Consider the following 23,515-nt stretch of genomic DNA (forward strand, 5'->3'; position numbering starts at 1 on the left):
AGGACTGACATCCTCTAGGAGCCCGAGGTATATGCCATACACCCAAGGAACTGCACAACACACAAACGATAGAATCTAGAGGAAGGGATCAGGGAAAAATTTCGGTCCCCAAATGGAACCCGTACGAATGAAATTTTGTGCGATCTATGTACGATCTATATATCATGAGACCAATACAACTTAATGCTGCGGCAGTGTACTGTAGGCCATTTCTCGCGCGGTTCCCAGAGTTTATTTCTTAAGAGATACCTCCCACAGAAACAACCATAGCATATCGATGATATCTTGACAATATTATGAAAAAACAATTTTAATGAATTATATTTATCATTTCATAATTTTATTTATTCCCACAACCATCCCCTTTACTCATTTACAATTATATTTTTGTTATTATATAACAAAACAAGTATTCTATAAAAAATGTTACTATTTTTTCTCTACGCTGCGGCCAATCCATCCTCTGTAATTTATACCGCAAGATGGCGCCTACATAAAAAGGTTTCCCCCCAAAAAATCGGCTCTTGGCCAAACTTCGGACCTGGAATACCCTTGGACGTTTTTTTCCTAATTCTGGATGGATCCCCCACTAAAGTTGTCGTTGTACTGTCCTCCTCAGGATGAGTCAGCCCCTTCGCTCCTCTTTCATTACAGAAGCTTCCACACTACTATGAGCTGATCCGACTTCGTGCACGAAACCTCGGTTTGTCCTCGGTTTTTTTACCTCTGGCGACAGCCAGACGGCCGTACGAAGATCTCTCAAGTTCCGATCGAGAGCCTAAATCGGGTTCGTCGAGTAGGACTGGCATTTCAGCCAACCCTCTCACGGAACCGTACGTAATAGTCTCCCATTATACGGCTCTTATTGCCCCATTAGGATCTTGCCCTACTCAGATGCCAGTGTACAAACAGCCTTCGGTACTTTCCTCGTATATATCGAACCCATCTCAGGGCCTTCTTCCAGTTGTTCAGCTTTTTGTATTTCTTCGTGGCCCATCGAGCCAAAGTTTGGTCGATGTGATCGGTCATATCCCACTTTCCGCTGTAAGATTCAAGAGCGGGTAGTCTGTGGTCCCTAAAAATTCCCTATTTGTGTCTTTTCGATTAACAATTGTTTTTATGTTTTTAATAAATAGATAGAAATTTATTGTTAAATCATATTGTAAATAGCACAAAAGGCGTTATAGGGGTGCTTTTTCTCGGAATCGTGGTTAGATATATCTTCAGAATAATTTTATTTTAATCAGGGGGTTTCCTCTGGAGGAATCCATAGGTCAGCAAAACGTTCCTCCTACACGAAACGGGAATCTCAGTAGAACCTAAAGCTCTCCCTCCCCCTGTTTTTGGTCTCTGTTTTTGCCTTTAGTCCCTTGATCTTTTGTTTTGATTCCCTTGTGTTTTTGTTCTTTTTCCCCTGCCCCCTGGCCTAGGCCAGGGGGTTTTCGCGCCCCTACCCCTCCTCCCCCCCCAACTCACCATTGTTGTTTGTGTTGGCCTGGCCCATTGTGTAATGGCGCCTGGCTTCCCCATCGTGGGGGCTCCAGAATGGCGCTGCTGCAATGGCCTTCCTTTATCCCTCCCTGTGTGTGGGGGGAGGAGGGTTCTTCTATGACTGTCATTGCCCTTATGTAGCCCTGTGCAACCCTATAGTCCTTCTCACTTTTACATACACAATTCCGCTATTGTCCTTTGGAAACAGTCGATCCTCTACTCAAAAACTCTGTTCCATGATCCCTTCTGGATCCTCTACGATATGCATGATGATCAACAGGGTTAGATGAGATAAAAAAGGGAAATACAAGACAAGAGTGGGGAAATGTATAGAGGACAACCGCTTGGTTTCTGAAATGAAAAACTTAATATAGGAAAGGTTGGTTTTATGATTCCAATTGACTTGGATATAGACAGAATGGAAAAAAGGATAGAAGAACGTATACAACATTACGAACAGAAAGGATTATCGCTTCAGGAATCCATCCCCCATGTAGTGGAAGAGATCGAGGAAGATTCTGAATGGGCTCCTGGTTCCATGGGGAGGGCTTATACTTTTATAGCCAATTATCAGTTTAAAAAACAAATTTTAGGTGGACGGGAGAAACACCAAAGGGGTCCCGATTTCCCAAAAGTAGACCGAAATGGTTATAAAAAACGTAAAAAACGCACCAGCAAAGGAATTGTGGTTTACTATGACCCCCAGCCAAGAAAAGGGCATTTCCGATCTGCGGTTACTAAACCCTACAAAAAATATACGAAGTCGTGTATAGATATTCTTTCCTCCTTACGTAAGGCCGGTATGTCCATAAAAAAAATATCCGAATTGTCGAATGATATTCTGCGATCAAAAATCTCACGCTCCACTGTGTCAAGATTACTTATGGGACATCTAAAGGAAGAGAATAGAGGATTCAATGAGGAACCCATAAGAAACCCGCATGAAATTAGGACCGTAAAGGTGGATGCTTACTACAAACCCGTTCGTGGATTCGGGAAAGTAGCTGTCTATGTCATAAAAGCAAGTAGGAAAAATACATCAGGGATAAAAACAGATGAGGTTTTATCAAGTTTGGTAAATCCCCCCGAAACAGCTGAAACTTGGTATGAAGCCCTCCAAAATGTTTACGACCGTGGTTTACGGATGGGTCCTGATACCCTTTTTATTGCTGATGGTCATAAGGGAATCAGAAAGGCGCTGAGCCAAGTATATCCCGAAGCAGGTTTTCAAGGGTGTCAATTCCACAAAATGGTGAATCTTTACCAGGCCTTCAGAAAGGATAGACCGAGAAAAAAAGGAGTGAAGTGGGAACCCATCCGAAGCCGGATTTATCAAGACATTTTTCATGTTCTTGACAAAAAAGAAGCCCTTCATGGCTTGATACGCTTTAGTGATGACTATCAATCCAAGTTGCCCAAGCTCGTTGAAGGTCTATGGGCTTCCTTTGATGATGTGACAACGTATCTCGATTACGACCTAGCGGATGCTGTTCAGAATCGTACAACGGGTTCCTTAGAAAGAAATCACAGAGAGGCCAGACGTTATACGAATGGAGTGAGCTGTTATCCTACCCTTGATTCATTCCAAAGGGTGATTGATTCCGTGTATAAAAATTTCAACTTAGAGCAGGCAAAGAAACTTAGTGGAATGGATAATCACTCTGTGTCCGCATGGGGGCTGGAAGAATTCGCTATCCCTGCCATGTATCCCCTATCTTCACACTAAAAAAAGAATATTCTTACATTTATTTTCAGGAAAACCAAACTACCCTGGGTATGGGTATGGCTTCCATTTTTTTACATAGTTGCCATTTACAGTAATTTTTTATGTTTTATCATAATTTTTAAATTATTGTGTAATTTTAACTTTTATTATGTATGTCAATGGTTATAATTCATTACGATGATATGATTTCCGAAGGATGGGGAACCCAAGAAAGTCAACCAGGGGGAGACTACAACCGAAAAAGGGATATCACCATGTGATCCCGCAAGAAATACCTCACGGCTGAAGGATAGAAGGCGCCATAATAGGTAATCCATCCCACGAGTTGAGCACGGAGGAGGTTTGCTATCTCCTCCAGATCCATGCCCACCCTACCTGGGATGTTCAGCTCCCCAACTTGCCTGGCTATCTTGCTCTTAGATTTTTGGCTTATGGCGGGTACGAAACCAATGGACCTCACCCCTGTACGACGACTGCTGACCTTACGGGGCCCAAACGTGTACCCTAGAAAATCAAAGGAAACAACATCGTGATTCCCGCTCTGCCTATCATCTTCACAGTAGAAGATTTTAGTCTTCTCGGGATGCAGTTCCAGCCCGCACTCTGCCATTCTTTGCCGAATTTCTAAGAGAAGATATTTAGCCTGCGCCTTGTTCCGACAGTGAACGATGACATCATCCACATACCTCGCAAAACGTATATCGAGGTGCTTCGTTTCCATCCACTGATCGAAGACGCAGTGCAGGAACAGATTGGCCAGGAGGGGACTTATGACTCCACCTTGTGGCGTGCCCTTACTCCTCTCCTGACTCGACCCATCAGGTACTAATACCGGTGCCTTGAGCCACCTCTTGCAATAGCGTAACGTTGCCTTATCCGCCCCAAAGTGCTTAAGGGCCCTCAAAATGAGGTGATGCGGTATGTTGTCAAAGAAGCCCACTATGTCGAGGTCAATTCCCCAGTCGTACTGCCAACAGCGCTCGCGAGTTACGCGTAACGCTTGGTGCGCTGATCTCTGGGGGCGACATCCATAAGAATCCTCATGAAAGAGGGGCTCTAAGAGAGACTCAAGTCGATTCTTTAGTACCGTCTGGGCCACCCGGTCTGCTACAGTGGGTATGCCAAGTGGCCTTTTCCCACCGCATGACTTGGGAATCCACACACGCCTAACCTTGGAGGGGAAGTAGGATCCTGCGCAGAGTTGATTCCATATAACATACAAATTGTTTCTTAGATCGTATGCGAATGCGGTTATCGTCTGCTGATCCACTCCAGGACCTCCACCGTTAGACAGTACCTGATGCCACGCCTCCAGTACCTCTTTCTTCTGTATATTGTATCTGCTTGGATTTCGATCCGATGTTGCCTGTTCCATACCAGTCTCCTTTTCCGGATATTCCAGCCAAGTTGCTGCACTTCTCTGGAACCTGCAGGCAATTCAACCCCTTCGCTCCACTTCCATTACAGAAGCTTCCACACTACTATGAGTTGATCCGACTTCGTGCACGAAACCTCGGTTTGACCTTGGTCTTTATACATCTGGCGACAGCCAGACGCCGTGCGACGATCTCTCAAGTTCCGATCAAGAGCCTAAATCGGGTTCATCCCACCTGAACACCGCATACCACCGGGGCAGTAGATAGGTCATCCCCCACGGTTTATCCCGACGTTCGGGACCCACATCGGTTTTGACATGGACTATACCTTTCGATGCGTCTTCGGCTGGTTCAGCTTTCGCTGATCTCCCCGATTCCCACCTGACAGGGTCATGCCCTGCCTTTTCCTAGATCGCTCACCACCGGGGTGTTTCCACACCAGCAGCACTAGGCAGTTTGTAACCTGCTACCTATCAGCCGGTTACGAAGGGCCGAGCAACCTTCATCTCTTGAACGACTTCTTGACACACGAACCCCCAGGTCCGATATGCAGGCCCAGATCCAAAAAATCGCCCTATGCCACCAGGTATTTTCCCCGCTAGGACTCACACTAAATGATATGCAGCCACCTATTTCTCACATAAACTGTCAAAAATGCAAACAGAACCAACCTATGTAACACTCTTGCCCTTACATCATCCGACCCTCCTCACCCCACTCGAATCCCCCCACCTCCTGGGGTATACTCCGGTAGAACGTGACCGACCATGGCCGCAGCCCAAATGGGGTAGTTCCATCCTTGTTGAAAATAACATATGGTGCTCCTGCAGTAAAAAAGAACCAAACTCATTAAAATATTTTTATAAATTAAATTATATTTTTAATGAATATAAAAACAGTCTCTTTGAGTATTTCCTGCGTAAATACTTTGTGGTTGAAAAGTATCCCTTTCCGGAAGAGTGCATCCGGAAATTTAGTACGATTGTTTTTTTGTTGAATCCCCAAAATAGCTGGGGGATCATAGTAGCTGATCCCTATTCCGTCCCTTTTGCGCACACCAAAAAAACCCGACATAAGATCAAATTTTATTATATATTAAATATTTATTTTATGTATTTATGGGTGATTTTATCGTCCCCCTCTGATCTTCTTCTGAAGATAACAAACGACCCGGAATAAATGGTCGGGTAGACCCGGTATTTCAGCCGAGTCCCTCACGTCGAGTAGGCGGGTCAACCCCCTATTTTTATCCCACTATGGCAAAATAATCTTCCCCCTCTCCTGTGCGGAACAAAACAGGTCCATTCCCCATTTTTATTCGTAATTATTCCTAAGTAATAATTATATTTAAATTTATAAGGTATTAGGAACGTACCACCGCTGGTTTATGTCCTACGCTCGGGTTGGGTCCACAGTCCCCCGGGGCCGTCCGAACAAGGGAGAAACCGCCTACCGGAATTGTGAACAAAATGCAATCCTAATCTGTGGAGGGGCCCCGAGCCAACCCTTCGGAATAGTACACAAAGAAAAAAACATCCAGGAGGGAAGGGAGTGCCAGGAAACTGGATCAGGTGGGGGCCCTTTGGCTGGCTGCAAAGACTTGGACGGCGTACCGTGCGATAACCCCGCGGATGAGAACATGAATCAGGGCATGAAAGCGCTTACCCCTTCCCAAAAGGACAGTTGCAAACCAAACCCTAAACAAGCATAACACCGCCCTATCAAACCCATAACCATCCCCTCTACTTACGAAGCCGATAGGGGATGGTTGTAATCACAACATCCTTTCGCCTCAGCAGGAAGAAGCGAATGAGAAGCGCAGATTGATTATGAAGGATACGGTGCCACCAATGTACGGGAACGATTTCAGCAATCAGGATGGTAATTTGTCGTTTTCCTTTCTTCCCACCACCCCTACTGAAATGGTCGATCAAACGCAGTAAGGGATGGATCAGGCTACGGAAACGGGAGTAAATCACCATCAAACGGATGCCAAACCCCTGCCTCTTCCACTCCCCCTCTAGCCTTTTTCCCTGTTGGTGATCAAAAGTAATATGGATAGCAATCACCCTCCCACCCAGACTCCGCGCATAAGCCAACGTATGATGAACGACCCGATTGATGCCAGAAACAGGGACAAGAATGAAATGCTCTTGGGGAGGAACAGCGGGTGCTACATTTTTCTCCCCCGCATCCTCCTCTGGACGTAACTGCCGGGCCACATTATCGTAGTGACAACGGATCCGATAAAAGAAAACTAATAGCAGGGGTAGGATGATTAAAATCAGCCATGCCCCTTCGGAAAACTTGGTAACGGAAAAAATGATCAACACAACAAAGGAGAGAACCCCCCCTATTGCATTGATGATCATTCGGTACCACCAACCAGAGGGACGTTGGGAAAACCACTTCTTCACCATACCCGCTTGCGATAGGGTAAAGGAAAGAAAAACACCTATGGCATAGAGGGGAATAAGACGACTCACATCACCCCCAAAGGCAATAACGAGTAAGATAGACGCCATCGCTAATACAATGATTCCGTTGGAAAAATTGAGCCGATCACCGCGTAGGGTAAACATCCTCGGCATGAATCGATCCCGGGCCATAGTGGAGGATAGAACAGGTAAAGCGGAAAAGGAAGTGTTCGCAGCCAAGATAAGAATAAGGGCCGTGGCTGCCTGGATGGTATAGAAAATAAAACCCCGACCAAAAGTTACCTCACCTACACGGGAGAGAATGGTATCGGTACTTTGGTCCGGAACCAATCCATAAGCAAGCGTCAGAAAGGTAACCCCCATCAATAAGATCCCCATCGTCCATCCCAGAGTTGACAAAATACCCGCTGCCCTCCGCCCCTCCGGGGGGCGAAGCGTGGAAGTAGCATTAGCAACTGCCTCTACACCCGTTAGGGAACTACAACCAGAGGAAAAGGCATGCAAAAGAACAAAAGGCGTCAATCCCAGAGGCCAAACATCAGGCATAAGAACAACGTCATGGTGGACGACTCCGTGCCCCCCATCCCCCCATAGAACCTTCCATAATCCACAGATCACCAATAGAGTTACCATTAGAAGAAAAAAATAGGTAGGAACAGCAAAAACCGTACCCGATTCTCGTAAACCCCGCAGATTACAAAACATAATAACAAGAATAAGAAAAACAACGATCCAAACCTTATAAGCCAAAACATAGGGGGCAATGTCGGGGGAGCTCGAAACAGCAGAATAGATCGCATCCACCCCGGCGGTTACACTCACTGCACATGTCAAAACATAATCAACTAGGAGGGACGATCCCGCAACCAAACCTGCCACCCATCCCAAGTTGTCAGAAGCCACAACGTAGGCCCCACCACCCCCCGGGTACTGGTGCACCACCTGCCGATAGGAGAGAATGAGGAAGGATAAAAGCAATACAATAGCCGCCGTAACCGGGAACGCATACCCCATCGCAATCATACCCAAGGGAGCAAGAACATGCAGCAATTCCTGGGGTCCATAGGCAAGGGAAGAGAGATTGTCAGAGGAAAGAATAGGCAAAGCTTTCCAGCTTGGCAAACGTTCCTCATGCAGTTGTTCACTGCGCATAGGTCTTCCGATTAAAATTCGTTTCAAACCTGAAAACATAAAGAATCATCACATCCCTTCCCTATACCCCCTACACATACGGGTGCTCCCCATAGAGGATAGGACTCCCGGATCACTCCTGGCATTCCTCCTTAGCGTCCCTCCCATCACTCTTTTCCATGCCCATGGCCAAAAAGTGGATGGAAACAGACAACCCCCGAAATAAAAGAGGACGATTCCATGAAGGGAACCGTCCTCCCATTATTTTTTTAACAAATAAGGGATCGTTATCACGGCAACGTTCCTGCGCCTCAGAAGGAAAAACCGAAAAACAAGAGCAGACTGGTTATGCAAAAAACGATGCCACCAGTGTACGGGAACAATCTCTGCGAAGAGAATCATGATCCTCCGTATCCCCTTCTCTTCATCTCCCCCAATACGATCCGCTAAACGAAGCAAAGGATGAACCAAACTACGGAAACGGGAATAGATGACCATCAACCTTATATCGGGATACCACTCCTTCCACTTTTCCGCTATGTCCTGTCCTTGCTGACGATCGAAGGTAATGTGAACAGCAATTACCCTCCCCCCCAGATCTCGCGCATAGGCCAACGTATCGTGCACCACCTGATTGATGCCAGAAATAGGAACAAGAACCAAACGTTCTCTAGTTACCTGGGATGCCAGAGGTGGTACTACGGAGTCAAATCCCGAATACAACTGCCGAACCACATTATCATAATGGTGACGAATTCGATAAAAAGCAGTCAACAACAGGGGAAGGGCAATCAGTAACAGCCATGCCCCCTCGGAAAACTTGGTGACAAAAAATATGACCATAACGGCTAAAGATACAATCCCACCTACTGCATTGATGGTCATTCTATACCACCAACCAGGAGGACGTTGGGAAAACCATCTCTTCACCATACCCGCTTGCGATAAGGTAAAGGAAAGGAAAACACCTATGGCATAAAGGGGAATAAGACGACTCACATCACCCCCAAAGGCAATAACGAGTAAGATAGACGCCATCGCTAATACAATGATTCCGTTGGAAAAATTGAGCCGATCACCGCGTAGGGTAAACATCCTTGGCATGAATCGATCCCGAGCCATAATAGAAGATAGGACGGGTAAAGCGGAAAAGGAAGTGTTTGCAGCCAGGATAAGAATAAGGGCCGTGGCCGCCTGGATGGTATAGAAAATAAAACCCCGACCAAAAGTTACCTCACCCACACGGGAGAGAATAGTATCGGTACTTTGGTCCGGAACCAATCCATAAGCAAGCGTCAAAAAAGTAACCCCCATCAATAGGATCCCCATCGTCCATCCTAACGTTGACAAAATACCCGCTGCCCTCCGCCCCTCCGGAGGACGAAGCGTGGAGGTAGCATTAGCAACTGCCTCTACACCCGTTAGGGAACTACAACCAGAGGAAAAGGCATGCAGAAGAACAAAAGATGTCAATCCCAGCGGCCAAACATCGGGCATAAGACCATGATGGACAACTCCATGCCGCCCTCCATCCCCCCATAAAACCCTCCATAGTCCACAGATCACCAATAGAGTTACCATTAGAAGAAAAAAATAGGTAGGAATAGCAAAAACCGTCCCTGATTCTCGTAGCCCCCGCAAATTACAAAACATAATGATAAGAATGAGGAAAACAACGATCCAAACCTTGTAGGTCGAAACATAGGGAGCAATATCAGGGAAACTAGAAACAGCGGAATAGATCGCATCCACCCCAGCAGTTACACTCACCGCACATGTCAAAATATAATCAACTAGGAGGGACGATCCTGCAACCAGACCTGCCGCCCATCCCAAGTTATCGGAAGCCACAACGTAAGCTCCGCCACCCCCTGGATACTGGTACACCACCTGCCGATAGGAGAGAATGAGGAGGAATAAAAGCAATACAATAGCCGCCGTAACTGGGAACGCATACCCCATCGCAATCATACCCAAGGGAGCAAGAACATGCAGCAATTCCTGGGGTCCATAGGCAAGGGAGGAGAGATTGTCAGAGGAGAGAATAGGCAGGGCCTTCCAGCTCGGCAAACGTTCCTCATGCAGTTGTTCACTACGCATGGGTCTCCCGATTAAAATTCGTTTCAAAACTGAAAACATAAAGGATCATCACACCCCTCTCCTATCCCCCTATACATACGAGTGCTTCACCATGGAGGGATAGGACTCCCGGATCACTCCTGGCATCCCCCTTAGCGTCCCTCCTATCGCTTCTTTCCATGCCCATTGCCAGAAAGTGGATGGAAATAGACAACCCCCGAAATGAAAGAGGACGATTCCATGATGGGAACCGTCTTCCTATTATTTCTTCAACAAATAAGGAATCGTTGTAACCACAACATTCCTGCGCTTCAGAAGGAAGAACCGAAAAACAAGAGCAGACTGATTATGCAAAAAACGATGCCACCAGCGTACAGGAACAATCTCTGCGAAGAGAACCGTGATCCTCCGTATCCCCTTTCTCTCATTTCCCCCAAGACGATCCACCAAGCGAAGTAAAGGATGAACCAAACTACGGAAACGGGAATAGATGACCATCAATTTTATATCGGGATACCACTCCTTCCACTTCTCCGCTACATCCTGTCCTTGCTGGCGATCGAAAGTAATATGAACAGCAATTACCCTCCCTCCCAGATCCCGCGCATGGGTCAACGTATCATGCACCACCTGGTTGATACTAGAAATGGGAACAAGAACCAAACGTTCCCGGGTTACCTGGGATGCCAGCGGTGGTACTACGGAGTCAAATCCCGAATACAGCTGCCGAACCACATCATCATAATGGTGACGAATTCGATAAAAAGCAGTCAACAACAGGGGAAGGGCAATCAGTAACAGCCATGCCCCCTCGGAAAACTTAGTGACAAAAAATATGACCATAACAGTTAAGGATACAATCCCACCCACTGCATTGATGGCCATTCTATACCACCAACCAGGTGGACGCAGGGAAAAGAACCTCTTTACCATTCCCACCTGTGTCAGGGTGAAGGAAAGGAAAACACCAATGGCAAAGAGGGGAATGAGACGACTCACATCACCACCGAAGAGAATTACAATAACAATGGATGCTACCGTCAAAGCAATGATCCCATTGGAAAAGTTGAGTCGATCCCCACGCATAGTGAACATCCTTGGCATGAGACGATCACGAGCCATAGCTGAGAGAAGAACAGGTAAGGCCGCGAAGGAAGTATTGGCAGCCACGGCAAGAACCAGGGCCGTAGCCACCTGGATGGTATAAAAGGTAGAACCTTGGCCAAACGTAACCCTGGCAACACGGGAAAGAATGGTATCGGTACTCTCAGTAGGCATGAGTCCATACACCTGGGTGATGAAGGTAACGCCCAACAACAGAATACCCAGGGACAAGCCTAAAGCCAAAAGAATATTGGAACCCCGTCTCCCCTCAGGAGGACGAAGGGTTGAGGTAGCATTGGCAATCGCCTCCACGCCAGTTAGGGAACTGCAACCAGAGGAAAAAGCACGTAAAATTACAAATAATGTCAATCCTGCCGGTGCGGTGGCGGGAACTAAAGTCATGGCCCGCACGGAATGATCGTATTCCCCCGTTCCTAGTATCTTCCCTACACCGGCAATCACCAATACGGTGGTCATAAACATGAAAAAATACGTGGGAAAAGCAAAAACAGTCCCTGATTCCCGTAGACCCCGCAGGTTGAGTACCATGATGATGAGAATGATCAAAATGATCCAAGCTACCTTGTAATCCAAAACATAATAGGCAATCCCGGGCCAATCGGAAACAGAGGATCGAATTGCGTCCACCCCGGCGGCTACGCTAACCGCAACGGTCAGAACATAGTCGATGAGCAAAGAGGCCCCCCCTAATGCACCTGCCATCCAACCCATGTTGTCCGAAGCCACAGCATAAGCCCCGCCCCCCTGTGGGTACTGAAATACTACCTGCTGATAGGAAAGAACCACCAGGGCAAGGAGTGCCACAATGGCAATGGTAATAGATAGGGAATATCCCAATGCATGTACACCAAAGGGAGCTAGAACATGCAACAGCTCTTGGGGACCATAGGCAAGGGAGGAAATGGCGTCGGGAGATAGAATAGGCATGGCTTTCCAACTAGGCAGGCGTTCCTCATGAAGTTGTTCACTTCGCATCGGCCTCCCGATTAGGATCCGTTTCAAAACTGAAAACATAGCTACCTTCACGCCTCCCGCATGTTCTAAACTAGGAGTTGCCCCCTAAGGGTTCCCCTATACACCCCCCGACCACTGCACAAATTCCCCACGACTGTTACAAAGGGGATTTCCCCCCCTAAGATCCCTCCTACCTATGCATTCCATACCCACTACTATAGGAAAATAATACCAATCAAAGTCAGAGAAATTCCCCCCATTATTTGAAGAGAAAAACCAAATGCACAGAAGGGAGACCAAAAAAAATCCTGAATTGAATATCCTGAATATCCTGAATATACTTCCCGAGTCCATCGAGGAAAATCGGGAAATCGTAAAGGGATCTTGGCCACATATCGGACCTAGGGATTCAGTCTTGGGGGTGACGGTTCAGCCCTCGGTTTTCAATCCACCATGGTCAAATATCTCAACATCTGCCCCGCGGAGCAGGATCAATCCCCATTTTTTATATAGTAACTCCTATATTTATCATTCATAACTTGTTTGTTCTCTTAGGCCCGTGACAATCCCTTTCCCGCTGCATCCCAACTCATCAACCGATGTAGTAACCGATGTCATAATCTCCCGCGCCTACGGGGTGTAGACGGCCACAATCATACCCATGGGGAAACCCTATTTGGGAATACCGGAAGGAGACCCTGTTCAATTGCCCTCTGCTTGAATCCCAACGAAAATTTTCTCCATGCCATTCCCGTGTTCACCCCTTACGGGGGATCAGCTCCCATGATACCCACCTGGACCTATTATACCAGGGGGCCTAATAGGGAAGACGGGGAAGCACAAAGGAACATCCTTTGACTTCCTGGGGTTCACGTTTTGCCCGCGTCAGGCCGTAATCCGCGTGGGGAGAAGAAGGTTTCTGGGATACAATCCAGCCATCAGCCGAAAATCGAGGAAGAAGATAGCGAAACGGGGGAAGGAAATAAGAAAACACGTGAGGCCAGACATGGAATTGCATGAGGTGGCGGAAATGTCCAATCCCATATTGAGGGGCTGGGTGAACTACTATGGCGCCTTTTATCCCTCACATCTGAGGAAAGCTTTAGTACGTAGCTTCGATGACAACGTTTTGGCCTGGTGGGCCAGAAAGAAGTACAAGAAGCTCGGTAGCAGGCGAAAGGCTCGAAGGTGGATCCAGTATATACGAGGAAAGTACGGGGACCTGTTCGCCCACTGGCACGTATTAGAAGCAAAGATGGGGCAATAAGAGCCGCATAATGCGAGAGTATTACGTGTGGTTCTGTGAGAGGGTTGGCTGAAATGCCAGCCCTACTCGACAAGTAATTTTCCATATCTTCATGGGAAATTAGAAAGAAAAAAGAGAAGAGAACAGGTGAGGAAAAAGAAACCCAATCTTTCAGAACAGCCTTGGGAAGATCATGAGGGCATAGGGGCAGAAGAAAAAAGCCGACTGCTTATGCTGCAGACATTAGCTACCACGGTCTACGGTCTCCCGAATGGGGATGCCTAAATGGCCAACCCGTGCCGTCCATACTTTTGACCCGACACCCGTAATTGACACACCATATAGTGGTGAGTTACGATCTTGTCGTAAGTAGCCTTGTTTGTAATATCAGTCGAATGAGGGAAGGGGAAAAAAGCTAGTAAGCTGTGTTTTTTTAAGTTAACCTAGTGTTTCAAATGAAGCGGTGCTGGAGATAGGTAAATCGATTTGTAAATGTTCTCGAAAGATACACCAAAAAAATAAGTTATTACATACATTGTTTTATAAAAAAAATTTAAAAATCAGTCAACGTAAACATTGCAATAGCGTCATACTACCCACACCAGCATCGTAAAATACTACGAAAACGGGATGTGGTAGGTTTGTTCTTCAGGAACCTGTATCGAAAATTGTTATTGGGGACGAGTGCTGTCGCGTTGGTTGCTGCATCCCTGACTTCCTCTTATGCTATGGAACCACCTGTAAACAGCTACGACGTTATAGAGTCGGATTCGATGGGGCCAGGACCCCCCTTCCCCACAGAGCCAAATTCTCAGAATCCTGATTGCCCTTTCGCAAAATTATTCAGTAAGGCGATGGAGTACCTATACATAGAAGAAAAGCCCGTATCCGATGTGACCCTTAGCAAAAATCTACAGAAATTTGATGGTTATCTCAAGGAAAAAGGGATGAAAATTAGCTATAATCATGAAAACTCTAAAAAAATCGGTATTTCTGCAAAGGAAACCGCACCAGAATCATTCAAAAGGGGGTTAGAAAGCAAATGGGGTGATGGTCCCCTGATATAGAGGTACATCTTCTCTACAGGGGAGGAAAACAAATTGGGGCTGTAAGCCAATTTTCCTCCGATGTGTTTGGTGCTTCAGCAATGGCCGAAATTTCTGATTATAATGAAAATGGAAAAAACCTGATAATCCTCAAGTCAGATGGGAGTATTGAACCTATTAACCCCGATGATAACGAGGATGAGGACTTGGATCATACTTTTCTTCGCTCCAAAAGAAACGCCTGTTCCAGGTGTGTGAACACGGTAAATTCTATATGTGGGGCTGGACCACTTATCTGGAGGCTCTTTGGCGGTATGACAAGGTGCGTGAAATTTTGTTTACGATTGGGTCCTAACCCGACTACAGCATTGTGTTCCGGTATTTGTATAGCCGTTGTTGGCGGTGGCTGTCTGATATCAACTTCTGATATATGCGATCCCTGGTGTGGTGACTGATTGACTTCAAATATCCCCCTTTAGGGTCCCCCGAAATATAGAAAAAATCGTTAGCTACCATAATATCTTCTCCCCATTGGTACCGATAAACATAAACCCCCATATTCGCATTGACCAAGTTTTATCTCAATCCCAAAATTGTTTGCGAGTGAGTGTCTGAATGGGGGAGGAATCAATTTGAAACGTACGGCATTCATCAAGATAACACAGTTCACCCTGTTTTATGCGATAGTAAGATTTAGCCTGCTGGTTTTTTTATTCCAGACCATCTTACTATTTCACTCTAGACTTTATAGTTTGCCTGTAGGGAGCCCCGGATGGGGCTCCCTACAGGCGGAAATTTTTGAAGAAATATTAGAATATAACTTAACATACTGTTTTCTATTCTTGCTATTCCGGCTCCTACTCCATGGATGGAAAGGTTTTAAATCCCATCTACGGCATGTAGGTAAACAATTTTTACACTTACGCTCTTATCGACAGCAATGTCTATTACTAGCACAACAACACAGTATTACAAAATTCCGTTGGTTTGCTGTTCCTGTGTTAGGCATTTTTGGATTCTTTTTTTCTATTGTGCTGTTTTTATGGGTTTACCCTTCCATTTGGATACTTACCTTAGGCATTGTAGGGGAGTGCATTGCTATGCAATGGCAATCATCACGCCAACAGCAACTGCGATATATGTACGAAAATGATACCGCTCATGTTTATCCCCCAAAGGTTGTTAATATGTTGATTTTTCTTGCTTTTTACACAATTCCTCTTCATATTCATCACCTCTTTGGAGAAACTGGATCTCTAGGTTTTTGGTTTAGGTTAGTGCAAGTTATCGGTCCCTTTATAGTTTTCCCCTACTGGCTGCATCTACTACTCGGGAAATTTCCCGTTATTACAGAATCCAGGTTCCATGTGGGTTTGTATGACGAATTGGGAGATTCACCATCCCCCTTTGTAAAAACTACCCGGTCAAAGATTTTTGCCTTCCTTTTTTTCGCCTTCATCATGATTTGTCTTCTAGTCAAAGTAATTAATTTTATTTATAATTTATTAAGATGGTAACGTCCCACACACAGTGGAACGTTACCATCTTATAGAAAAAATATAAGGAGATGAAAGGATCGATGGCTTCTCACCATTGTAACACAATACCCAATAACAACGGAACAGAGGAAACAGAAACTTCCTTGCAGAATCGTATACTATCTGCGCTGGGTCCCGATCAACCCACCGATGTGGAATTCATTCACATTCTCCTTGGCCTTTTTTTCACGGGTCTCCGGATCTCAATGGGTAAGGGGTGGAAAGGGCCTAATCTTTAAATATTTTTTTATGTAACTTTTGTTATTTGATACGTATACATCACATAGCTTAACGTTTGCTTTACCCATTGTAAAATACATTCTGTATTTCATTTTTAAATATATTTATTATAAATGAGATGTGATATTCCAAGCAAATCCTCTACAAAAACACGGGGTTAATTACCCTCATTTTACAAATATATTCATAAAAATAATTTTTATTTATGATATAAACATGCACTGATCTGAGCTATGAGAGGGCTGATCGTCTCCAGGTCGTAAAAACCAAGAGATAATGGGGTGGTTGGTGGAGCAAAGGGGCCATCTCATCGGATTGGTTCTAGAAAGATCAAAACTATGTGGGGTGGGAAGAGTCGTAGGATGCGAGAGGGTTCGGTTCTGTAAAGGGGCCCAGTTGAAATACTGGATCTACCTCGATGGGGAGTTTATGAAGAAAATTTATTTAGTAAAAATATTTTATTGTTTTTCCACCACAGGTAATCCTAGTATGTTTATGGCTTTCGAACTGTAAAAAACTAAATATATAAAATTTACATTTATTTTATAAATAATAAAATAAAGAAAACGGAATTAATCTAGGACTACCTGTGGTGGCATTCGTTCATTATTTACGAAACCTTACGCTTCCTCTTACCCCGTTTGCAAAGATGCCGATTGCATCGTACAAACAAGAGGTTTACGTAATTTTGGTGGTTCTTGATGCCATAGCTTTGGCGTGATATGGCCTTGATTGCACAATTTTTCCCTTCTACAAAACCGTTGTCGATTCTATGAAGGTGATAGTTAGGCTATATACTCCTCACTTTCATTCCAAGACAGTCTTTTTGCTGCGTTCTGAATCTCCTTGTATTTGGATCCCAGTCCCTCCTCTATTAACTCATGGAGGGCATCACGAGACGTTTGAACATCGGGAAAGGGTTGATCGTACCATCTCCTGATTTTTTCCACATACTCGTAAGCCTTCCCAAGGTGGGACCAGTGGGCTATGTTCTTCAAAACTCCCTCGAGAAAAGCCCTCTTTTGTTCATCCAACCCTTCTCTGTACCGAACGGATAAGGAGGATCTCACTGGTTTCTTTATTTTCGATAGATGGTGCTTATCCCGTAAAAGTTTTGTGTTAATTAGGATGAGATCATTGTATAAACTCCAAAGTTTTCTTCTATGTAATTCCCAAGAATCCCCTTCTTTGTACGAGGATCGCACAACGATAATCTTACGATACTGTCCCATCAGTTCCTCGCTGTATCCCAGTATTTGTAAAAGTACTAGCTTATTCTCGTAGGTAAGACGTTCTTTATCATCGTCCTCTACCACATCTCTGAATAGCCGGTCTATAGCCGCTGTGAATTTCCTGTTGCCCAAGGCTTGTCGTAAGGGGGGATGAAGGGCATGATCCCTTATATTTTGAATGATGTGGAAGCGATCGAAGACAGGGGTTGCCATTCTAAATACCTTCTGCACGATATTTTTGTAGGCCGGAGCACGATCCGTGGACACCGCCTCTATCCTTGATGTCAACGCAAGCAACCTAGGATAATGATCCTCTAGACCCTCTTCTACTTCTTTTTGACTCCTGCCCTCGAAACAGCCAATACAGCCCTTGAATCCTGATCATGGATGGTTGTGAAATACCTCTGCCCCTTACGGGTTGATACATCGTCCATACCAATACGTATAGGCCCATTCTGTGATTCTGCATCCTCTAGGGCTCGATTCTCCAATTCCTTTTTCCTATTAGGTAAATGTATTTTAAAGTAGTGCTTGGTCAAAGCACCGTCCCTTGGCACACAATAATGGTCTGCAGCCTGAGCTGCTGTAGAAATTTCTGCTGTATATCCAAACTCATCCTCAAATTCCTTCGTGTGTTTTTTCCTTCGTCCGATGATGGAATCAACGTGGGAGATTCTTCTCTTACAGTACTTACATTTCCACCGTTGCAGTTCTAGTTTTGACTCCTGAATCCATGGACCGCATCTTGGATGAAGAAAGGTTCGGGCACTACCAAAACCTATTTTGACAAACTTTTGCCCTCTTTCTTGGGATTTTTTACAGGAACACTGGGTTTCGGGTGAGGGTTTTTCGACCACTGATTTGAGTACAGATCGGATGGTTCTCATACCTTCATACTCGGATTCTATTTCCTCCAGGCTTATCAGTTCCACTTCATTGGTTAGAGAGGGGCGTGGTACATTAGGATCAATCTCTTTATCTTTTTTGGTTATCATGAGTGTCCCTCCTACAGAAACATTTAGCATATCTATAGTAGGGTATTCTCATACAAATTTCAACGTTGTGTCTACACACTATTAATTTTTCCCGAAAAGTACAATGAAAACTCCAGATCCATATTCGGAATGGAACATATTCAATTTTAAATTCATTTATACTGAGAAAACCATTGCAGTATGGGTACGCTGATTCAATTCTCTCCGTTGTCTTTTTTATTATGAACCATAAAAAAATAGGACCATCCTAGATCCTCCTGGTTCCGTAACCATTAAAGTACGGAGACCCACAAACACGACTTGGGGTAGCGATACTTATGGGCATGGATGAGGGGGGGCTATTCGCCCCCCATTTAGATACGCCGTAAATTCCCCAACTTGGCACGCGAAAAAAAATCCCCCTGGATCCTTTCTCCAAAAACAATGGACACCTTGGTCCCCTTATCTCTCTGCGATTCCAACTCTACCTGATAACCCAAACGCTCACATACCTCGTGGACAAGATATAAACCCATACCCGTGGACTCCCGGTATCTACGCCCGTTGACACCCGTATAATAAGGCTGAAATACGTGATCGATATCCTCCCTAGGAATCCCGACCCCCTCATCCTCCACAGCAACCACCACGCGTTGGCCACGCATAGACGCGGTAAACCGAATCTTCTTGTTATCCCCAACACTATAACGAACAGCATTTGTGAGTAATTGTGTAAAAACAAAGGAGATCCACTTCACATCAGATTCTATCCAAAGATCCTCTGGCACCTCCAACTTCGGAAAAACACGATTACGTATAAAGAGATATTTATTTTCAGACACAAGAGTTGAAAGCAGCTTCTGCAACTGAACAGGATGTACATGAAAATCATGCGCAAAAGCATCCAGGCGGGAGGTATAGAGTACCATCTCCAGACCCCTCTTAAGGCGATCTACCTCCTCCCTGACACTATCCAGATGCGACTCCACATCCCCCTCCTGTGCAATCAAATGGAGCACAGAGAGCGGAATCTTCATCTGATGAACCCATTGATGGATGAAGATAAGATGCTTTTTTTTCCGATCCTGGTGTGCAAGCAACTCCTCTTGATAGAAACGGGATTGCTCCCCCAACAATCTTGACAATGCAGAGGGTAGGGACGCATTGCCAAGATCCTGTAGGGAATGATCCAGATCCTTTAGAGGAAGGGAAAGACGACGATAAAAACGACGATGGGTACAATATCGATAAATAAAATAAAAAAACAGAATACACAAGCTAAACCAAACCGCATAGGAAAACGTACTACTCCACCGTCCTACATCGAGATAAAATACCCAGAGAACGAAAAAAAGCTGCTGACTATAAGCAAAAAGCAAGGGAATCTGCTCATAAAAAAAAAGCCTCCTCACGACAGAGACGCGGAATCACGGCCCTCGGAGGAGGAATCGGAATCCGCTTCACCACCCATGACCATGTTCCCATCCTCCGAAAACATGCGCAATCGGTAGCCAACCCCACGGACAGTCTCAATGCACCCATGCAGGGAAAATTCCTTCAACTTTTTTCTAACCCTTGTAATATAAACATTGAGGGTATTCTCATCCACAAACTTTTCACTATCCCATAGTTTCTCCAACAAGTATTCCCTGCTAAGGACACGCATGGGACGCCGAAATAGCCCCTCCAACAACATCATCTCTTTCTTACTCAACTCCACCTTCTTACCCCGGACCTCCATGGATAGTCGTTCGGGGTATAACTTTATAGGACCATGTTCTAGAATCCGTTCATGCCGATCCAACTCCCCTGCGTAAGGGCCAGTAGACCGTCGTAAATGACTACGAATCTTAGCTACCACCACATCATAATCAAACGGCTTCGTAATATAATCATCCGCCCCATTATCCAGAGCCATCACCTGCTCCATTTTCCCCTCACGTGCTGAAATGAATAGTATGGGACAAAGAGAAACAGCCCGAATCCGGCGACACCAATGAAAACCGTCGAAATAGGGCAAATTGACGTCCATCAATACCAAATCTGGCTTTGTATCTACAAAAACCCCTTTTATATCAGAGAAATCCTCTGGTACAACAGCATCATAACCGTATCTATCAATGTGGGAACATAACAAACTACTGATTTTGGGATCATCCTCCACAACCAAGATCCTCGACATGGTAAACCTCCTCCAGGACCCCCCTATAAAAATCTTACAAGGGACTCACAATACGTGTCAACCCATCGATCCCATCCTGCATTACCCCAACTTACTACACACAGATATCCCATAGGTATGCTATATTTGGGGTGGGTGGAATGGGGGGAACCTCCGTTCCACCCCTGTTCGCTGGTATCCTCAGAACAGGACCCTTTCTTAAACACCCCTTGACTTTGTTCCGTACATCTTGCTTTTATCTCCCAACCCGGTGTACAATGTCCGGGTGATGCTGTCGTTGTCCATTGAAAGAATGTTATTGTTTCAAATTCAGTGGTGTTGGTGCAAACAATGGAGACAGCAACAGTCACCGCCCCGAACACGCCATTTTTTGCCCCCAAGCATCTATTTTATAGATTATTTAAAAATAAAGTAATTTATAAAATAGATACGGGTCGGAGAGTGATGGGGTTCCCTCTAGGTTGTCCTTCCTATACTACCCCATCGCTTCCCCAAGGGGAATGCACCATAACAGACCAACGTTGGGATGATGGTAAAAAATAACCCGCACAGGGGGGCCATCTAATTTCCCATGGACCAACACTACTCTAATGGATTCCGCATGTGGGACACTGAAGGGGGAGGAATGCCATCCTAACCACCCTATGGACGATGATAAGAAGTAGAATTTCCGTGTTATTATCCGATCCACTTTTTCTTGGCGTCCCTCTCATCGTAATTGGAATCATTTTCATGGTGCTACCGGGCCCTGGAATCATACCCCTCGTCGCGGGGCTCTTTTGTCTATCCAAAAAGTATGTATGGGCCAAGAGCCTATTGTTCTGGGTATTACACCGGCTGGATAAACTTCTAGACCTAGGTAAACGCTGGAAACGCGGATTATGCAATCACTATCCCCGCACCTACAACAGGATAGGGTCTGTTCTGGGCCGAGGGAATCGCATCCACAAACGCAAACTGGGTACCTGGGCCGTTCAAAGATTCCCGAGATTCCATAAATCATACAAAAGAATCTGGAAAGGTCTCCGAATTGAGGAACAGTGGAACCAAGCACGGCAGGAGTACATCCAAAGAAATGGTAGGAATTGAGGGATAGGGGGCTGGTTCAAAAACAAAATCATCTCCTATGTCCATGTTTTTATTTGTAAATAGTTTTATTTTTAGATTATTTTCAAACAAATACCGGAGGGTGAAGGACAACGTTGCCATCACCATGACTTACATCAACAACACCCGACGAACGCCAAACAGGGGGGAAAGCAAGCCCCCCTGTTTTCGACGTCGGTATACCAGCCCCGATTACCCATTCTTACCCACCTATCGTCCGCAAATGGAACATCCCTATCCCATCCGCAAAAGGCAAAATCATACCATCCCACCGATCATCAGTGGCAACAGACTGGTTGAACGAACGAATAGAACGAGCAAATAACCGCTGCCCCCCACCCTGACACAAAACACCTTTGGATAGTAAGTTGTCGACGATCACCAACGCCCCAGGACAGCCCAGGCGGTAAGCCATCTCCATGTAGTGAAGATGACTCCCTTTGTCTGCGTCTATGAAAAAAAATTCAAAACTCAGATTCTCACGGAGGCAACGCTCCATATACTCCCCAGCCATGGCCTTGCAGAATGTAACCCGATCGGACAACCCCGCAACATCCATCGCCCTTCGCGCCAAATCGATCCGCACGCCAATCTTATCCACACTCCATATATGCCCACCCGGAGGCAACGCACGAGCCATCCATAGCGTACTGTATCCCCCTAATGTACCTAACTCCAACACACGCTGGGGCTGCATCATACGAACTAGTAAAAAGAGGAACTTTCCCACCTCGGGGGGAACAGATGTATCCGGAATCCCAGCAGCCTTCAAACCCACACGAATACCCTGCAATCCTACATCCTCCCTGGCAAACAGGGAACGGACATAACCCACCCGATCACTCACATCTATCTTCCCCTCACATAAAAGCGGATGACGGGAATCGAACCCGCGCTACCAGCTTGGGAAGCTGGAGTTCTACCATTGAACTACATCCGCACAACCGCCTTCATTCTACCCCAGGATCTACCAAAAAGCAACCCGCCCCTCCGCAGGTTATGATCTGCCTCACCCAAAGATGGACCCCTCCCCTTGGGACCCCCATTTCCCCTGCCATGAAAGAACCCGCCCTGTGCGCAGCGCGCAGATACACTGAGCTGATATAGGGTCCAGTTCTCTGACAACGGGCCCCCTCGGGTGGGTCGATCAGGAACACTGCGATCCGTCCCTAACCGCCTAGCCATCGTACCCCTCTTTGTATACATAGACCTAAAATTAGTAAAAGTAAAAATATTTTGTACACACTCCCATATACCACAGGGATGGTGTATTATGAAGAATGAACATCTTCGGCCCTAGCCCCTGGATCATATCAATCGCTGTTCTCAACCCGTAGGAAAGGAACACGTATCCTCTATCGGGTTCACAGAAGTTCACCTCCTGCCGATCCCCACAACCCATACCTGACAGACTATTTCCACGCCCTCTTCCCAACCACCCTACCAACGGGGTGCCCAACGACAATAATGAGTAATTGGGAACCCACCTCTACCTGTGCTGCCCGGTTTAGGAGGGCTGAACCCCACCATGTGCTAGGGGAGTATCCCTTTACCATACCCACAACTTGTCTTTGTACAAAGCATACCGCACCAAACGAGCCTGTGATGGACACTCCTCCCCATCACAAGC

23 protein-coding genes, 1 tRNA gene and 1 pseudogene are annotated in these 23,515 nt (G+C 45.8%); 7 read left to right on the forward strand and 18 right to left on the reverse strand.

The features are described 5' to 3' along the window. Nucleotides 1-668: 668 nt before the first annotated feature. From PPRES148_RS12210 to PPRES148_RS12215, 3 genes are all read right to left on the reverse strand, one after another. The gene (locus PPRES148_RS12210; protein WP_223127931.1) at nt 669-818 is read right to left on the reverse strand and encodes a hypothetical protein; all 150 of its coding nucleotides are present in this window, start codon (nt 816-818) and stop codon (nt 669-671) included. Nucleotides 819-873: 55 nt separating this feature from the next. Further along, a complete protein-coding gene (locus PPRES148_RS10780; protein WP_187820493.1) occupies nt 874-1,029 on the reverse strand; it encodes a hypothetical protein in 156 nt (51 codons plus the stop codon). Between the two features lie 333 nt (nt 1,030-1,362). Beyond that, complete coding sequence (locus tag PPRES148_RS12215; protein WP_149453194.1) at nt 1,363-1,560, reverse strand: hypothetical protein; 198 nt, start codon at nt 1,558-1,560, stop codon at nt 1,363-1,365. 319 nt (nt 1,561-1,879) lie between these two features. Between PPRES148_RS12215 and PPRES148_RS03170 the strand changes: the two genes are divergently transcribed. Next, on the forward strand, nt 1,880-3,217 hold the full coding sequence (locus PPRES148_RS03170; protein ID WP_149453195.1) for an IS256 family transposase: 1,338 nt from the start codon (nt 1,880-1,882) through the stop codon (nt 3,215-3,217). Nucleotides 3,218-3,446: 229 nt separating this feature from the next. Here the strand turns inward: PPRES148_RS03170 and ltrA are convergent, their stop codons facing one another. The 5 genes from ltrA to PPRES148_RS03190 form a co-directional block, all read right to left on the reverse strand. Beyond that, nucleotides 3,447-4,592 (reverse strand): group II intron reverse transcriptase/maturase, encoded by a 1,146-nt coding sequence (gene ltrA / locus PPRES148_RS03175; RefSeq protein ID WP_149453196.1) that lies wholly within the window; start codon nt 4,590-4,592, stop codon nt 3,447-3,449. Between the two features lie 448 nt (nt 4,593-5,040). Further along, a complete protein-coding gene (locus tag PPRES148_RS10785) occupies nt 5,041-5,202 on the reverse strand; it encodes a hypothetical protein (RefSeq protein WP_187820494.1) in 162 nt (53 codons plus the stop codon). A 1,133-nt stretch (nt 5,203-6,335) separates the two neighbouring features. Next, nucleotides 6,336-8,222 carry an APC family permease gene (locus PPRES148_RS03180; protein WP_149453197.1) on the reverse strand — a complete coding sequence of 629 codons (1,887 nt, stop codon included), beginning with the start codon at nt 8,220-8,222 and terminating at the stop codon, nt 6,336-6,338. Between the two features lie 201 nt (nt 8,223-8,423). Further along, entirely contained in the window at nt 8,424-10,301 is a 1,878-nt protein-coding gene (locus PPRES148_RS03185; protein ID WP_149453198.1) for an APC family permease, read from the reverse strand. A 201-nt stretch (nt 10,302-10,502) separates the two neighbouring features. Next, complete coding sequence (locus tag PPRES148_RS03190; protein ID WP_149453199.1) at nt 10,503-12,380, reverse strand: APC family permease; 1,878 nt, start codon at nt 12,378-12,380, stop codon at nt 10,503-10,505. Nucleotides 12,381-13,221: 841 nt separating this feature from the next. Here PPRES148_RS03190 and PPRES148_RS03195 point away from each other — a divergent pair. The 5 genes from PPRES148_RS03195 to PPRES148_RS03205 all read left to right on the forward strand — a co-directional run bounded on the left by PPRES148_RS03195 (nt 13,222) and on the right by PPRES148_RS03205 (nt 16,389). Further along, nucleotides 13,222-13,587: a group II intron maturase-specific domain-containing protein gene (locus tag PPRES148_RS03195; RefSeq protein ID WP_187820497.1), complete on the forward strand. Its 366-nt coding sequence runs from the start codon at nt 13,222-13,224 to the stop codon at nt 13,585-13,587. Nucleotides 13,588-13,713: 126 nt separating this feature from the next. Next, nucleotides 13,714-13,851: a hypothetical protein gene (locus tag PPRES148_RS10795; protein ID WP_187820498.1), complete on the forward strand. Its 138-nt coding sequence runs from the start codon at nt 13,714-13,716 to the stop codon at nt 13,849-13,851. Nucleotides 13,852-14,207: 356 nt separating this feature from the next. Beyond that, a complete protein-coding gene (locus PPRES148_RS03200; RefSeq protein ID WP_149453201.1) occupies nt 14,208-14,633 on the forward strand; it encodes a hypothetical protein in 426 nt (141 codons plus the stop codon). Nucleotides 14,634-14,926: 293 nt separating this feature from the next. Further along, on the forward strand, nt 14,927-15,067 hold the full coding sequence (locus tag PPRES148_RS10800; RefSeq protein ID WP_187820499.1) for a hypothetical protein: 141 nt from the start codon (nt 14,927-14,929) through the stop codon (nt 15,065-15,067). 1,124 nt (nt 15,068-16,191) lie between these two features. Then, complete coding sequence (locus tag PPRES148_RS03205; RefSeq protein ID WP_149453202.1) at nt 16,192-16,389, forward strand: hypothetical protein; 198 nt, start codon at nt 16,192-16,194, stop codon at nt 16,387-16,389. 611 nt (nt 16,390-17,000) lie between these two features. Here PPRES148_RS03205 and PPRES148_RS13275 read toward each other — a convergent pair. From PPRES148_RS13275 to PPRES148_RS03235, 6 genes and pseudogenes are all read right to left on the reverse strand, one after another. Continuing rightward, nucleotides 17,001-17,165, reverse strand: a pseudogene (locus PPRES148_RS13275) (transposase); the annotation flags it as partial. Nucleotides 17,166-17,175: 10 nt separating this feature from the next. Beyond that, entirely contained in the window at nt 17,176-17,985 is an 810-nt protein-coding gene (locus PPRES148_RS03215) for a transposase (protein WP_149453203.1), read from the reverse strand. Continuing rightward, on the reverse strand, nt 17,949-18,617 hold the full coding sequence (locus tag PPRES148_RS03220; protein ID WP_149453204.1) for a hypothetical protein: 669 nt from the start codon (nt 18,615-18,617) through the stop codon (nt 17,949-17,951). Before PPRES148_RS03220 ends, PPRES148_RS03215 begins: the two co-directional genes overlap by 37 nt. A gap of 353 nt (nt 18,618-18,970) precedes the next feature. After that, nucleotides 18,971-20,008, reverse strand: coding sequence for a sensor histidine kinase (locus PPRES148_RS03225; RefSeq protein ID WP_187820500.1), 1,038 nt, complete (start codon nt 20,006-20,008; stop codon nt 18,971-18,973). Further along, nucleotides 20,005-20,778 carry a response regulator transcription factor gene (locus tag PPRES148_RS03230; RefSeq protein ID WP_149453205.1) on the reverse strand — a complete coding sequence of 258 codons (774 nt, stop codon included), beginning with the start codon at nt 20,776-20,778 and terminating at the stop codon, nt 20,005-20,007. Before PPRES148_RS03230 ends, PPRES148_RS03225 begins: the two co-directional genes overlap by 4 nt. A 23-nt stretch (nt 20,779-20,801) precedes the next feature. Continuing rightward, nucleotides 20,802-21,140, reverse strand: a complete 339-nt coding sequence (locus PPRES148_RS03235) for a hypothetical protein (protein WP_149453206.1) — start codon at nt 21,138-21,140, stop codon at nt 20,802-20,804. Between the two features lie 289 nt (nt 21,141-21,429). On the opposite strand from PPRES148_RS03235, the gene PPRES148_RS13280 reads away from it, so the two are divergent. After that, complete coding sequence (locus PPRES148_RS13280; protein ID WP_149453207.1) at nt 21,430-21,867, forward strand: PGPGW domain-containing protein; 438 nt, start codon at nt 21,430-21,432, stop codon at nt 21,865-21,867. A gap of 220 nt (nt 21,868-22,087) precedes the next feature. Here PPRES148_RS13280 and PPRES148_RS03245 read toward each other — a convergent pair whose 3' ends face one another. From PPRES148_RS03245 to PPRES148_RS03260, 4 genes are all read right to left on the reverse strand, one after another. After that, nucleotides 22,088-22,732 carry an O-methyltransferase gene (locus PPRES148_RS03245; RefSeq protein WP_187820501.1) on the reverse strand — a complete coding sequence of 215 codons (645 nt, stop codon included), beginning with the start codon at nt 22,730-22,732 and terminating at the stop codon, nt 22,088-22,090. Between the two features lie 22 nt (nt 22,733-22,754). Further along, nucleotides 22,755-22,825: transfer RNA gene (locus PPRES148_RS03250), tRNA-Gly, on the reverse strand. Then, nucleotides 22,816-23,070: a hypothetical protein gene (locus PPRES148_RS03255; RefSeq protein WP_149453209.1), complete on the reverse strand. Its 255-nt coding sequence runs from the start codon at nt 23,068-23,070 to the stop codon at nt 22,816-22,818. Before PPRES148_RS03255 ends, PPRES148_RS03250 begins: the two co-directional genes overlap by 10 nt. A gap of 227 nt (nt 23,071-23,297) precedes the next feature. Further along, nucleotides 23,298-23,498, reverse strand: coding sequence for a hypothetical protein (locus PPRES148_RS03260; protein ID WP_149453210.1), 201 nt, complete (start codon nt 23,496-23,498; stop codon nt 23,298-23,300). Nucleotides 23,499-23,515: the final 17 nt, after the last annotated feature.

This window comes from Pasteuria penetrans (genome assembly GCF_900538055.1).
Lineage (GTDB): Bacteria > Bacillota > Bacilli > Thermoactinomycetales > Thermoactinomycetaceae > Pasteuria > Pasteuria penetrans.

Excerpts from the sequence above, each read along its gene's own strand:
- PPRES148_RS10780 (WP_187820493.1), bottom strand. The coding sequence starts at position 1,029 with ATGACCGATCACATCGACCAAACTTTGGCTCGATGGGCCACGAAGAAA.
- PPRES148_RS13280 (WP_149453207.1), top strand. The coding sequence starts at position 21,430 with ATGATAAGAAGTAGAATTTCCGTGTTATTATCCGATCCACTTTTTCTT.
- PPRES148_RS03255 (WP_149453209.1), bottom strand. The coding sequence starts at position 23,070 with ATGGCTAGGCGGTTAGGGACGGATCGCAGTGTTCCTGATCGACCCACC.
- PPRES148_RS03180 (WP_149453197.1), bottom strand. The coding sequence starts at position 8,222 with ATGTTTTCAGGTTTGAAACGAATTTTAATCGGAAGACCTATGCGCAGT.
- PPRES148_RS03185 (WP_149453198.1), bottom strand. The coding sequence starts at position 10,301 with ATGTTTTCAGTTTTGAAACGAATTTTAATCGGGAGACCCATGCGTAGT.
- PPRES148_RS03205 (WP_149453202.1), top strand. The coding sequence starts at position 16,192 with ATGGCTTCTCACCATTGTAACACAATACCCAATAACAACGGAACAGAG.
- PPRES148_RS03220 (WP_149453204.1), bottom strand. The coding sequence starts at position 18,617 with ATGATAACCAAAAAAGATAAAGAGATTGATCCTAATGTACCACGCCCC.
- PPRES148_RS10800 (WP_187820499.1), top strand. The coding sequence starts at position 14,927 with ATGACAAGGTGCGTGAAATTTTGTTTACGATTGGGTCCTAACCCGACT.
- ltrA (WP_149453196.1), bottom strand. The coding sequence starts at position 4,592 with ATGGAACAGGCAACATCGGATCGAAATCCAAGCAGATACAATATACAG.
- PPRES148_RS03190 (WP_149453199.1), bottom strand. The coding sequence starts at position 12,380 with ATGTTTTCAGTTTTGAAACGGATCCTAATCGGGAGGCCGATGCGAAGT.
- PPRES148_RS03230 (WP_149453205.1), bottom strand. The coding sequence starts at position 20,778 with ATGTCGAGGATCTTGGTTGTGGAGGATGATCCCAAAATCAGTAGTTTG.
- PPRES148_RS03170 (WP_149453195.1), top strand. The coding sequence starts at position 1,880 with ATGATTCCAATTGACTTGGATATAGACAGAATGGAAAAAAGGATAGAA.